We start from the raw sequence: 13,199 nt of genomic DNA, 5'->3' as shown, positions 1-13,199 counted from the left end.
GAAGTAGGCTAAACGGACGATTTACCCATAGGGGCGCTGCTGAATACTCGCAGTACAGGTCGACCAAACCATCGCGAGCCCAGGCTCGGAGAAGGCAAAGCATGATCAGCGAAACGCCATCTGTCACCGCTACGGTAACGCCTGCACTGTATGACATCGCGGCGGTCGATCCTGCTGGCCTGAGCGAGTTTCTCGGGCGCATTTATCAGGGGCCGCAGGAGTCGATACCCTGGTCGGGCTTTCTTGAAATGATCCGCCAGCGACTCGAAGCGAGTTTCGTCACCCTGGTGTTGCGCAACCCTGCGAGTGATCGGCCTGGTCTGATCGTCAACGCCTCGGTCTTTGGTCCCTTGCTGCCGGGAGAGCCTTCGTACAGTGAGCACTACTATTCGATCTGCCCATTCATCGACTGGCCTGTGGATCGGGTGGCGACTGCCGACGAGGTGTTCGGTCCGGCGACCTGGAGTGAGCACGACTTTTACCGACAGTATCTAAAACCGCTCGACCTACGCTACATCCTGGTCGCCAATATCCGCACTGATGCGGGCGTGGACTGCGCGTTCTTCGTCTGCCGCAACCACCTCGACTGCGATTTCGCTGACGCCGAGAAAGCACTCGTGTCCATCCTGCTGCCGCATTTGAAACGGGCGGTCGATTTGCACTCGAGCCTGGACGAGCTGGAATCGGAGCGCATGCTCTATGCCGCAACCATCGACCGCATGCTGGTCGGTACGGTGATCCTCGACGAAAGCGGCAAGGTGATGAAGAGCAATGCAGCGGCGAGCCGTCTGATGGCGGCGAAAGACGGGCTCTACAGCCGGCACGACAAACTCTGCGCGCATTCCGCGAGCGAGAACCGCGCGTTGCAGAAAGCGATTCAGTCGGTACTGCGGCTTCACCTGTGCGGAGCCACCAGCAGCGTCGAGGTTATCGCTTTGTCGCGACCGACCGGGGAGATGCCGCTGAACCTGCTGCTGCGGCCGATTCCACTCAACTACCAGGCCAATGACAGCACCCGTCGCCCGGCGGTCGCGGTGTTCATCCGCGACCCGGCGGATTCGCCGCAGGCCTCGCGCCGGTTGCTGCGCAAACTGTTCCAGCTGACCGCGACCGAAACCGAGGTGGCGTTACTGATGATGGACGGCCTGACCCTCGATGAAGCAGCGGACAAACTCGGAGTGATGAAAAATACCGTGCGGGCCCATTTGCGCGGTGTGTTCGCCAAGACCGGCGCCACGCGTCAGGCTTTGCTGGTGAAAACTCTCTTGAACAGCGTTGTCTCGTTGGCCTGAGCGAACCCGCATCCAGTCGCTCGGAGTATGACGGCGTGGATGAACTACCTCTTCCCATTCCATTGAGCGCTCGCCAAGGCAAAAAGAAGGGCGCTCACTGAGCGCTTTTTTTTTTGCTGGTTGATGCGCAGCCTCCTGAGCACCTGACCCATGCCTGAACGGGCTTTGCCGTTCGATGCGATTGAGGGAGGCACCTGAAGCGAAACAGTCTCAGATCAGGGTATTTCGATTGGATCAGAAGGACCCGATGATCTGCCCGAGTACCGCCATCGCCTGCTCGCTCTGGGCATCCCAAGGGTGACCATAGTTCAGGCGGGCGCAGTTACCAAAGCGCCGGGTGGCAGAGAAAATCGGACCCGGTGCAAGACTGATGCCCTGCGCCAGGGCGAGCTGGAACAACTTCAGGGAATCGACCTGCTCGGGGAATTCGAACCAGAGGAAATAGCCACCAGTGGGGTGAGTCACCCGGGTACTGGCGGGAAAATGCCGGGCAGCCGAGGCCAGCATCGAACCCTGTTGCGCTTCCAGGGCATGGCGCAGCTTGCGCAGGTGGCGGTCATAACCGCCATGTTGCAGGTAGTCGGCGAGGGCCGCCTGGGCAGGTACCGATGGCGAAATCGTGGTCATCAGCTTGAGCCGGCTGATTTGCTCGGCATAGCGCCCGCCGGCCACCCAGCCGACCCGGTAGCCCGGCGCCAGGCTTTTCGAGAACGAACTGCAGTGCATCACCAGACCATCGCGGTCGAAGCTTTTCACCGATTTGGGTGGCTGTGTGCCGAAGTAGAGTTCGGCGTAGACGTCATCCTCGATCAGCGGCACCTGATGCCGCTGAATCAGGGCATAGAGCGCGCGCTTCTTTTCTTCGCTCATGCTCGCGCCCAGCGGGTTCTGCAGGCTGCTCATGCACCAACAGGCCTTGATCGGCAGGCGGGCGAGGCTGTCGGCCAGAGTATCCAGGTCGATGCCTTCGCGCGGATGTACGGGGATTTCCACTGCCTTCAGTTTCAGTCGTTCCAGCACTTGCAGGGTGGCGTAGAAGGCCGGCGCTTCGATGGCGACCAGATCGCCCGGGCTGGTTACCGCCTGTAGGCAAAGGTTGAGCGCCTCCATGGCGCCGCTGGTGATCACCAGTTCGTCCGGCGACAGCATCACGCCGCTGACCATGTAGCGCAGGGCAAGCTGGCGCAGCAGATTGGGATTTCCGCCGGTCATATCGCTGATCACTTCGTGGGGCGACATGTGGCGGATGCTCTGCGCCATGGAGCGGGCGAGGCGCGCAAGGGGAAACAGGTGCGGGCTGGGAAAGGCCGAGCCGAAGGGTACGGTGTTTGGGTCCTTTAATGAACCGAGCACCGAGAACACCAGTTCGCTGACGTCGACCTCAGTGGTTTGCGCCTGACGCGAGCTGATCTCCGGCTCATGCAGCGGGCTCTGCGCATGTTCGCGAACGAAGTAGCCGGAACGCGGCCGGGCATGAATCAGACCGCGATCTTCCAGCAGGTAGTAGGCCTGGAACACCGTCGAGGGGCTGACCCCATAGGTGCGGCTGGCATGCCGCACCGAGGGGACTTTTTCGCCGGGGGCCAATACGCCGGTGCGGATGAGGTCGGCGATTTCATCGGCAAACTTCTCGTAGCGCTTCATCTTGTCCTGGTTCACCGGCAGCGAGGTCTGGAGCAGGCACTTTACTGGCACTTCGAGGAGCATGCGATCACGCTCAGCGATTTATCGGCGAGACGAAGGTGCTCTTGGCGCTGACGCGAATATCTGGATCGTTCAGGTTCGTCACCTCGAAATGCAGCGTCTCGGACGAACTGGCGGCGCGTTCGCTGGTCAGCACCACGCTGAGCGGCAGGTCGACGATTTCTCCCGGCTCCAGACGCAGCTCGCGGGTGCCCTGCAACTCGAAGGGGCCTGAATCGACCAGCGACAGGACGTAACTGCTCGGCTCCTGGGTTTTGTTGATGACCTTGAGGGTGTAGATATTTTCGATCTGCCCCTGGCTGTTCTCGCGGAACAGGCCGCGGTCCTTGGTCACGTCCAGGGATACCAGCGGGCGGGTTTCCAGGGCCCAGACGAAGGCGCCGATCATCATCAACAGCACGGCGGCGTAGCCGAGCAGTCGCGGGCGCAGCAGGTGAGTCTTGCCACCGGCCAGGGCTTGCTCGGAGGTGTAGCGCACCAGGCCGCGCTGGTAGCCCATCTTGTCCATCACGCTGTCGCAAGCGTCGATACAGGCGCCGCAACTGATGCAGTCCAGTTGCAGACCGTCGCGAATGTCGATGCCGGTGGGGCACACTTGTACACACATGGTGCAGTCGATGCAGTCGCCCAGACCTTCGGCCTTATAGTCGGCGTCTTTCTTGCGTGCGCCACGGCCTTCGCCGCGGGCGGCGTCATAGGAGACGTTCAGGGTGTTCTCGTCGAACATCACGCTCTGGAAACGCGAGTAGGGGCACATGTGCAGGCAGACTTTCTCGCGCAACCAGCCGGCATTGAGGTAGGTGGCGGTGGTAAAGAAGAACACCCAAAAAGCGCTGCTCAGGTCCAGCTCGAAGATGAATAAGTCGCGCACCAGCTCGCGGATCGGTGTGAAGTAGCCGACGAACGCTAGCGCCGTGGCCAGGCTCACCGCTAGCCACAGCGTGTGTTTGGCCGAGCGACGCAGCAGTTTGTTCACCGACCAGGGTGCCGCGTCCAGCTTGATACGCTGGTTGCGGTCGCCCTCGATGACTTTTTCCGCCCACATGAACACCCAGGTCCACACGCTTTGCGGGCAGCTGTAGCCGCACCAGACACGGCCGGCGAGCACGGTGATGAAGAACAGGCCAAAGGCACAGATGATCAGCAGTGCCGAGAGCAGGATGAAATCCTGCGGCCAGAATGTGGCGCCGAAAATGTAAAACTTCCGCCCACCCAGGTCCCAGAGCACGGCCTGGCGGTCGCCCCAATTCAGCCAGGCTGTACCGAAGAACAGCAGGAACAGCAAGCCTGCTCCGTACAGGCGCAGGTTACGGAAGAAACCGCTGAAGCTGCGGGTATGGATGGCATCGCCGGCTTGTGCGGGAGTCACTCGCACTGGATTGCGCCTATCGATCGTCTCGACGATCTTGGCGGGAATGCGTTCGGTCATGGCGTTTGCCCCATCAGGCTTTTATCGGATGGGGCGAATGATCGGCGTGGTGCTGTATTGAAAACAGACTCAGATTTTCAAATAAAAACCAGATCAGATGAGTCGCCAGGCGATCCGCCTGATCGATCTGGTGCTTGGCGGGGCGACGCCCGAGCAGGTGGAAGCAGGGGTACCGATCCAGCGGGGCAAGAGTGGGCCTTGCGGCGGTTCGCCGAGACTCGCCTGTAACCTTCGCCGGCCTACCGCGAGCGTCCCATGCTTGCGGTAGGCCGGTCTTGCCAGGGCTTTTCGTGACTGGAGCCCCTCCCGCTCAGTGCTGGGAGGGGAAGACCAGTTGCAGACGGGCTTCTAGGTCGGGAATGCTTTCGGCCAAGGCATGGTCGCCGTGATACAGCATGATCGAGCGCACGATGGCCAGACCAAGGCCGGTTCCCGTCGTGGTGCCTGGCTGCTTGCCGCGATAGAAACGCTCGAACAGGTGCGGCAAGCCCTCGGCAGCGATGCCGGGCCCGCTGTTGTCGACGGTCAGGCGTACGGCTTGTTGGTGCTCTGTTTATTGGATTCCCGCCTACGCGGGAATAAGGAGAAACACCGTGCCTGCGCCCCGTCGTCCTCGCGAACGCGGGGACCCAATAGAGCCGCCTACAATCAGAGTTCACAGGATCAATCGAGCGCTGCTGTTTATTGGATTCCCGCCTACAAGGGAATGACATGAAGACTGCTGTCGTTTGGATCTCCGCATAAGCGGGAATGACGAAGGGGAAACGCCGTGCCTTCGCCCCCTCGGGCTCTCTCATGCTCGGTCGTGCCACTGGGCGTATTTGTTCGTTTGAAAAAATCATCGCCGGCACACCCTCGATAAGGCCGCACACTGATGCTGAAAATCCAGGGCTTATGCAAAAGCTACCCGACTCCCCAGGGGCCGTTAGCGGTGTTGAGGGGCATCGACCTTGAGCTGGAGGAGGGCAGCAGTCTGGCGTTGATGGGCGAATCCGGCAGCGGTAAGAGCACCCTGCTGCATCTGGTCGCCGGCCTCGATCGCGCCGATGCCGGCAGCATCTGCATTGCCGGGCGCTCACTGGCAGCGCTCGATGAAAGCCAGTTGGCGGCGTGGAGGCGCACGGGAATCGGCCTGATCTTCCAGCAGTTCAACCTGATTTCCAGCCTGCGGGTCGAGGACAACCTGGCCTTTCAGGCCCGTCTGGCGGGCCGCCATGATCCGCACTGGCAGGCGGAGCTGATCCAGCGGCTGGACCTTGGCCAGTTGCTCAAGCGCTATCCCGAACAACTCTCCTGCGGGCAGCAGCAACGGGTGGCATTGGGGCGTGCACTGGCCGCCAGACCGCCTCTATTGCTGGCGGATGAACCCACCGGCAGCCTGGATGAGGCGACCAGTGACGAGGTGCTGGACCTGCTTCTGCAACTGCTCGCCGACAGTACAACCAGTCTCTTGATGGTGACCCATAACCCTCGTATGGCTGCGCGCCTGGACCGGCGCGTGACCTTGCATGGCGGCCGCCTGTTGGATCGAGGCGAAGCCTGAAATGCGGATTTTCTACTGGACGCTGAGCGGCCTGTTTAGTCATTGGCGTCGGCATCCTGTGCAGTTTTTCAGTGTATTGACCGGTTTGTGGTTGGCCACCAGTCTGTGGACTGGCGTACAGGCGCTGAACAGCCAGGCTCGGGAAAGTTATGCACGGGCTAGTCAACTGATTGCCGGCGATAACCAATACACTCTCAGCGCACACAACGGCGGGTTATTTGCGCAGCAGTACTTTATTGAACTGCGGCGTGCCGGCTGGCCAGTATCGCCACTCTTGCAGGGTCGTTTGCGCCTGCAGGGAGAGCCCGAGCAACGCCTGCAACTGGTTGGGATCGAACCTCTGACATTGCCAACCGGCACCTCGCTGGCGGGGCAAGCTGTCGACACCCTGGACCTGGCAACCTTTCTCGGCCAACCCGGCCGCACCTGGATTGCGCCCGATACGCTCAAGGCCCTCAACCTTGAAGCCGGGGAGCAACCGCTGAGTGAGGCCGGGCAAGCCTTACCGCCGCTGGAGGTGCGGCCGCAGTTGGCGCCCGGCGTACTGCTGGTGGATATCGGTGTCGCACAACGACTACTCGATGCACCGCAACAGCTATCCCGGCTCTTACTGTCCGGCGATTTCGCCCGAGACAACCCGAGCCTGCCACCTCAGCTGGCCGAACAACTCGTACTGAACCGCCGCAGCGAAGCGGCTGATCTGGGCCGACTTACCGACAGCTTCCATCTCAATCTCACGGCCCTCGGTTTGCTGGCTTTTGTCGTCGGGCTGTTTATCGTGCACGCCTCTATTGGCCTGGCGCTGGAGCAGCGCCGCTCGCTGTTGCGTACCCTGCGGGCCTGTGGGGTAAGCGCCCGTACTCTGCTCGGCGCCCTGGCCTTGGAACTCTGCGGCCTGGCCTTGCTCGGCGGTTTGGCTGGTGTGGTCAGCGGTTACTGGCTGGCCAGTCTGCTCTTGCCGGATGTCGTGGCCAGCTTGCGCGGCCTGTATGGCGCCGAGGTTGCCGGGCAGCTCAGGCTCAGCCCACTGTGGTGGCTGAGCGGACTGGCCATCAGCCTGCTCGGTGCCTTGCTCGCCGGTGCCAGCAGCCTGCTCAGGGCCGCGCGGTTACCGCTGCTGGCATTGGCCCAACCCGAGGCTTGGCAGCAGGCACAGGCGCTATGGTTACGCCGCCAAGCCCTACTGGCTGGGGCACTTGGTTTGCTGGCGCTAATCGCGCTGATTGGCGGCAACAGCCTGATCGCAGGGTTTGTCTTGCTCGCCGGTTTGCTGCTGTCCGCGGCCCTATGTTTGCCGCTGTGCCTGAACTTGCTGCTGGAAGGCCTGCTACCACGCTGCCGTTCGCCGCTGTCGCAGTGGTTTATCGCCGACAGTCGGCAGCAGCTGCCTGGCCTGGCGCTGGCGCTGATGGCGCTGCTGCTGGCGCTGGCGGCGAATATCGGCGTCGGCAGCATGACCGAGGGCTTTCGCAAAACCTTTGACGGCTGGCTCGATCAGCGTCTGGCCGCCGAGCTTTACCTCACCCCCCAAGACCCTCAGCAAGCACTGGCCATAGGCGCCTGGTTGACCCGCCAGCCACAGGTCAGCGCGGTACTGCCGAGCTGGCGGGTCGACCTGCAGCTGCAGGGCTGGCCGGCGCAGCTCACCGGCATACTCGATCACCCGGCCTACCGTGCACACTGGCCACTGCTGAGCACCAGCCCCGATGCCTGGGGCCAGCTGGCCCGGCAAGAGGCCCTGATGCTCAGCGAGCAGTTGGCGCGACGCTTGAACCTGCATGTGGGCGAGCGCCTGAGCCTGGCCACCCCCAAAGGTGAATGGACGCTGGTGGTCGCCGGCATTTATGCCGATTACGGCAATCCGAAAGGTCATCTGCTGGTCAATGTTGCGGGCTTGCAACGCTTCTGGCCGGGGCTGAGCCCGAGCAGCTACAGCCTGCATCTGCCAGCCGCCGAGGTTCCCGAGCTGATGCAGGCCCTGCAGAAGGCATTTGCCCTGGATAGCAGTCGGATTATCGATCAGAGCGAACTCAAGGCCTGGTCGACCCGCGTGTTCGAACGCACCTTTGCCGCCACCGCCGCGCTCAACAGCCTGACCTTGGGGGTTGCCGGTGTGGCGCTGTTCATCAGCCTGTTGACCCTCGGCCAAGCTCGCCTGAGCCAGCTGGCACCGCTCTGGGCGCTGGGGGTGAGTCGACCGCAGCTGGCTTTGCTCAGCCTCGGCCAGACCCTGTTGCTGGCCCTTATCACGCTGCTGCTGGCGGTTCCGCTGGGGCTGTTGCTGGCCTGGTGTCTGGTTGCGGTGATCAACGTGCAGGCGTTTGGCTGGCGCCTGCCGCTGCATGTGTTTCCCGGGCAGCTCCTGCAACTGTTGGCCATGGCCTTGCTGGCCACGCTGCTGGCCGCCGCCTGGCCGCTGTGGAAACTCGGCCGGACAACCCCGGCTGAGCTGCTGAGGACCTTCGCCGATGAACGTTAGCGTTAACCTGGCGCTCCTCGCGGGCGTGCTGCTACTTATTAGCGCCTGCGATGCCGAGCCGCCCACTGGCGAGGGTTTTGCCGGGCTCGGCAGCGAAGCCGCGAACTTTGCCCGCGTCAGCCCAGGCAGGGCTTTCAGTTTTCCGGTGGACCACGGCGCGCATCCGGATTACCGCATCGAATGGTGGTATGTGACGGCCAATCTGGAAGATGAGCAGGGCCGCGCCTGGGGCGTGCAATGGACGCTGTTCCGCAGTGCCTTGCAGCCCGGCTCTGTGAGTGAAGGTTGGAGCAACCAGAACCTGTGGATGGGCCATGCCGGGCTGACCGGCCCTTACGGCCATCGCCACGCAGAAACCTTTGCCCGCGGCGGCATCGGCCAGGCCGGCGTCGACAGTTCACCCTTCAAGGCCTGGATCGATGATTGGCACTTCAGCAGCCAAAAGCCGGCGAACGCAGAGCTGGGGGAGCTGGAACTGCACGCCAAGGGTCGCGCCTTCAGTTATCGCCTGCGGCTGGTCAGTAGCCTCCCGCCAGTCCTGCAGGGCGAGCAGGGTTTCAGCCAGAAGTCCGGACAAGGGCAGGCGTCCTACTACTACAGCCAGCCATTCTTTCAGGCTCAAGGTGCAATCCAGCTGGAGGGTAAAACCTATCGGGTCAAAGGTCCGGCCTGGCTGGATCGTGAATGGAGCAGTCAGCCCCTGGCGCCCGGCCAGCAAGGCTGGGACTGGTTCTCCCTGCATCTGAGCACGGGCGAAAAGCTCATGCTGTTCCAGCTGCGCCATGCCGACGGCGCACACTACCGCGCCGGTACCTGGATCAGCGCCACGGGCCAGACCCGCGTGCTGGGTAATCAGGACATCGTCATGACACCTTTGCAGCAAAGTCACGTCGCGGGTCGTCAGCTACCGACCCGCTGGTCGCTGCGCATTGCCAGCGAGGGTTTCGAGATCACCAGCACCGCTCTGCAGGAAAATTCCTGGATGGATACCCGTTTCCCTTACTGGGAAGGGCCTATTCGTTTTAGCGGCAGCCATCAAGGGGTGGGCTACCTGGAGATGACGGGTTACTGAGGCGCTGGGGCGTGAGCTTACCCAGCTGGATCGGACAACTGCTGACTTGTGCCGATAGATAGGGACGGAGGCACTCTTACCCGGTCTGCTCAGGCTGCGGCGATTCGGCGGCGGGCTCCTGCTGCTGCAGCGTCCACATCTGTGCGTAGCTGCCGCCGGCCTCCAGCAACTCGCGGTGGCTGCCGCTTTCGATGATGCGGCCGGCGTCCAGCACCAGGATGCGGTCGGCATCCATCACCGTGGAAAGCCGATGGGCGATCACCAGAGTGGTGCGGCCGACCTGGATGCGCTCGAGCGCGGCCTGAATGGCCTTCTCCGACTTGGAGTCCAGCGCCGAGGTGGCTTCGTCGAAGATCAGGATGGCCGGGTTCTTCAGCAGGGCGCGGGCAATCGCCACGCGCTGCTTCTCGCCGCCAGAAAGCTTGAGGCCGCGTTCGCCGACTTCCGTCTCGTAGCCATCCGGCAGGCGCACGATAAAGTCGTGGATATGGGCAGCGCGTGCGGCGGCCTCGATCTCCTCGCGGCTAGCCTCGGGACGGCCGTAGCGAATGTTGTAGTAGATGCTGTCGTTGAACAGCACCGTGTCCTGCGGGACTATCGCGATGGCGCCGCGTACCGAGGCCTGGGTCAGCTCGCGCAGATCCTGGCCGTCGATGCGAATGTGCCCGGCATCGATGTCGTAGAAGCGGTACAGCAGGCGGGCCAGGGTGGACTTACCCGAGCCCGAACGGCCGACCACCGCCACCGTGCCGCCGGGCGGGATCTCGAAATCCACCCCATGCAGGATCTCCCGGCGCGGGTCGTAGCCGAAGTACACGTTCTCGAAGCGCACCCGTGGCCGGCTGGGCGCGAGCGGCTTGGCGGCGGGGGAGTCCTGCACGTCCTGGCGTTGATCGAGCAGGCCGAACAGCCGCTCCATATTGGTCAGCGCCTGTTTCACCTCGCGGTACATCATGCCCAGCACGAATAGCGGCGCCGACAGTTGCAGCAGGTAGGCGTTGACCAGCACCAGATCACCGATGGTGAGCTCGCCGGCCACCACGCCGGCGGCGGCCCGCCACATCATGGCGGTGACGCCGAGGGCGACCACCACGGTTTGGCCGAGATTGAGCAGGGCCAGCGACTTGGTTGCCTTGACCCGGGCGTTCTCCAGGTGCCGCAGGTTCTCGTCGTAGCGCGCGGCCTCGTGGGCCTCGTTGTTGAAGTACTTGACCGTCTCGTAGTTGAGCAGCGAGTCCACCGCGCGCTCGTTGGCGCGGGTATCGGCCTCCACCGCGGCGCGGTAGAAGCGGGTGCGCCACTCGGTCACGGCGAAGGTCCACAGACCGTAGGCCAACAGCGTGCCCAAGGTGATGAAGGCGAAGCCCCAGTCGTAAGCCCAGACCAGCACTATCGTCACCAGCAGCACCTCGAGGAGGGTCGGCACTATCGTGTAAAGCGTCCAGTCCAGCAGGTCGGAGATCGCGCTGCCGCCGCGCTCGACGTCGCGGGCCACGCCACCGGTACGGCGGCCGAGGTGGAACTTCAGGCTCAGGCCGTGCAGATGGCGGAACACTTTCAGGGTGATCTGCCGCGAGGCTCGCGCCATGACGCGGGCGAACACCACCTGGCGCAGTTCGCTGAACAGCGTGGTGCCGATGCGCGCCGCGCCGTAAGCGAGGAGCAGGCCGACCGGCAGCATCAGCAGGCTGGGCTCGATATTGAGCCCATCGACGATCTGTTTGAGGGCGATCGGGATGTACAGGTTGACCAGCTTGGCAGCGAAGATCAGTGCCAGCGCCAGCGCGATGCGTCCGGCGTAGGGGCGCAGATAGGGCAGCAACGCGGCGACCACCTCGATGTCACCACGGGCGCTGGGCGCGCGTTCGACCGGCGCGGCGCCGGACTCGTTGTCCTCGGCGGCGTCGGCTGCAGTATCGCTGGAGGGGCGGGCGGGCTGCGCTGCCGGCTTGTCGTCGAGCGCTGTCATATGGCCGCCTGCCCATCTACTCGGAGACAGACCAGACAGACGTTCGCAACGGGCCTGCTGGCTTGCGCCTGGCAAAGTGCAAAGGTGATCTGCGCTTCAGTGAATCTCGACTTTTTCATCGCCGCTCTCCTACCGGGAAAGGAGCCCATGCCGCGACCTTACTCCACTTATTAGCTGTGCTGGAATTTCGGGCCAACGTCAGCTGGGCGCATGGGTCCGCCGGCTCAGCCCGTGTACTACAGGCTGCAACGCGGGAAAAGCCATGGGAGGAGGGCGGATCAATGGGCGACATGAAATCTGTCCACCGAAAGGGCTGAAACCGGCAAATACCCGGTTACTCTCCTGTTATTGCGCGACCAGCACGTCCACTGCATGCGTTGACGTGTAACGGGCCTATATTGATATTGATAAATGTAGGCATTCGAGGCGCCACAGGCCACCGGTGGCATGACGAATCGAGGCTTATCAGAGCGATCGCGATTCGTGGGGTGCAGTTTATAGGTATGTCAGCTGGCTCCCTGACTGACGGGATTCGCGGTTACATCAGCACAAGGCGTCGGATAACTCAGAACGCTTGGAGGTGTCTCATGAGCCAATATCAACGACTGTTCCTTATCTCCGATCCAGCCATGCGCCACTCTGCGGCGCTGCAACGGGCTGTTGCCCTGGCCGGGATCAGCGGTGCAGCGCTGCATATCGCGGCGTTCGTCGAAGCCTCCGGCACCCTGGGATTGCCGGGCATGAGTGAGCACGCTCGCGAAAACTATCTGCAAGAGCATCAAAAGTGGTTGAAGGATGAAGCCGAACAGCTGCGCGCGCAGGGCATCAACGTGACCACAGAGGTGGCCTCGGTTAACAACGTGCTGCAGGAAATACTTCTTCATGTGACGGAAATGCAGCCGGACCTGCTGATCAAGGACGTGCAGCGCGAGCCGGCGCTCAAGCGCGCGTTCATTACCCCGCTGGATTCGCACCTGCTGCGCGAGTGCCCGGTGCCTGTGCATCTGGTCAGCGAGGTCAGGTGCCCGCTACCACGCGTGGTGGTTGCGGCAGTTGATCCATCGCAGCCAGAGATGCAGACCTCGGGTCTCAACGACCGCATCATCGAGGCTGCGAACGGGCTGGCCCTGCAATGCGATGCCGAGTTGCACTTGCTGCATGCCTACGATCAATCGCAGACACACCTCGCCGACGCGGGTGCTGGCGCGGTGACCTTGCCGGGCTTTGCCAGTGACGTACGCCGTTCGCTGCATAAGTCTTTCATCACGCTGGCTGAGCGCTACGGTGTACCACCTGAGCGTCAGCATTTCATCTTGGGGCTGCCGGTCAAGGTTATCGCCGATTTCGCCGCCCACAACCAGGCCGATGTGATTGTGATGGGGAGCATGCACCGCAAGGGGCTGGACAAACTGATCGGCAGTACCACGGAGCATCTCCTGTACCACGTGCCTTGCAGCATTCTGGCGATCAAACCGCAGGTTGCAGGTCTATGAATAAGACGAAGACTAGTAATGGGGGACTATCTATATTGGGTCGAAAGCAGCCTCTTATGAAAGCTTGCTCCCGACCTATAGCCGGCTTTAGAGGTATTTGCGAAACCTGAGGCGATTCATCCTATGGATTCCCGCTTGTCGAAGATTGCCCTGATTAACCTCGATGAGACGCGCGTGCTTTGCCGTGGACCAACGAAGACTCAATAGAGGCTAGTCCG

8 protein-coding genes and 2 pseudogenes are annotated in these 13,199 nt (G+C 62.4%); 6 read left to right on the top strand and 4 right to left on the bottom strand.

The features are described from left to right. Window positions 1-101: 101 nt before the first annotated feature. Entirely contained in the window at window positions 102-1,292 is a 1,191-nt protein-coding gene (locus D3879_RS25215) for a helix-turn-helix transcriptional regulator (RefSeq protein ID WP_119956900.1), read from the top strand. 234 nt (window positions 1,293-1,526) lie between these two features. Here the strand turns inward: D3879_RS25215 and mapR are convergent, their stop codons facing one another. Beyond that, window positions 1,527-2,936 (bottom strand): GntR family transcriptional regulator MpaR, encoded by a 1,410-nt coding sequence (gene mapR, locus D3879_RS25210; RefSeq protein WP_119957088.1) that lies wholly within the window; start codon window positions 2,934-2,936, stop codon window positions 1,527-1,529. 73 nt (window positions 2,937-3,009) lie between these two features. After that, entirely contained in the window at window positions 3,010-4,425 is a 1,416-nt protein-coding gene (gene ccoG, locus D3879_RS25205; protein WP_119956899.1) for a cytochrome c oxidase accessory protein CcoG, read from the bottom strand. Between the two features lie 103 nt (window positions 4,426-4,528). Between ccoG and D3879_RS27370 the strand changes: the two are divergent. Further along, window positions 4,529-4,681: pseudogene (locus tag D3879_RS27370) on the top strand (PhoH family protein); the annotation flags it as partial. A gap of 54 nt (window positions 4,682-4,735) precedes the next feature. Here the strand turns inward: D3879_RS27370 and D3879_RS25200 are convergent. Beyond that, window positions 4,736-4,954, bottom strand: a pseudogene (locus D3879_RS25200) (ATP-binding protein); the annotation flags it as partial. Window positions 4,955-5,299: 345 nt separating this feature from the next. On the opposite strand from D3879_RS25200, the gene D3879_RS25195 reads away from it, so the two are divergent. Genes D3879_RS25195 through D3879_RS25185 form a run of 3 tightly spaced genes read left to right on the top strand, consistent with a single transcriptional unit; the run spans window position 5,300 to window position 9,519 of the window. Beyond that, window positions 5,300-5,968 carry an ABC transporter ATP-binding protein gene (locus tag D3879_RS25195; protein WP_119956897.1) on the top strand — a complete coding sequence of 223 codons (669 nt, stop codon included), beginning with the start codon at window positions 5,300-5,302 and terminating at the stop codon, window positions 5,966-5,968. 1 nt (window position 5,969) lies between these two features. Next, window positions 5,970-8,447 carry an FtsX-like permease family protein gene (locus tag D3879_RS25190; RefSeq protein ID WP_119956896.1) on the top strand — a complete coding sequence of 826 codons (2,478 nt, stop codon included), beginning with the start codon at window positions 5,970-5,972 and terminating at the stop codon, window positions 8,445-8,447. Continuing rightward, window positions 8,437-9,519, top strand: coding sequence for a lipocalin-like domain-containing protein (locus D3879_RS25185; RefSeq protein WP_119956895.1), 1,083 nt, complete (start codon window positions 8,437-8,439; stop codon window positions 9,517-9,519). The genes D3879_RS25190 and D3879_RS25185 overlap by 11 nt, the downstream gene beginning before the upstream one ends. A 76-nt stretch (window positions 9,520-9,595) precedes the next feature. Here the strand turns inward: D3879_RS25185 and D3879_RS25180 are convergent, their stop codons facing one another. Continuing rightward, window positions 9,596-11,488, bottom strand: coding sequence for an ABCB family ABC transporter ATP-binding protein/permease (locus D3879_RS25180; RefSeq protein ID WP_119956894.1), 1,893 nt, complete (start codon window positions 11,486-11,488; stop codon window positions 9,596-9,598). A gap of 587 nt (window positions 11,489-12,075) precedes the next feature. Here D3879_RS25180 and D3879_RS25175 point away from each other — a divergent pair. Then, window positions 12,076-12,981, top strand: coding sequence for a universal stress protein (locus D3879_RS25175; protein WP_119956893.1), 906 nt, complete (start codon window positions 12,076-12,078; stop codon window positions 12,979-12,981). Window positions 12,982-13,199 lie beyond the last annotated feature (218 nt).

The organism is Pseudomonas cavernicola (assembly GCF_003596405.1).
GTDB lineage: Bacteria > Pseudomonadota > Gammaproteobacteria > Pseudomonadales > Pseudomonadaceae > Aquipseudomonas > Aquipseudomonas cavernicola.
Note: the sequence above shows the minus strand (reverse complement) of the source record. Positions and strands in the feature narration are given on the sequence as shown.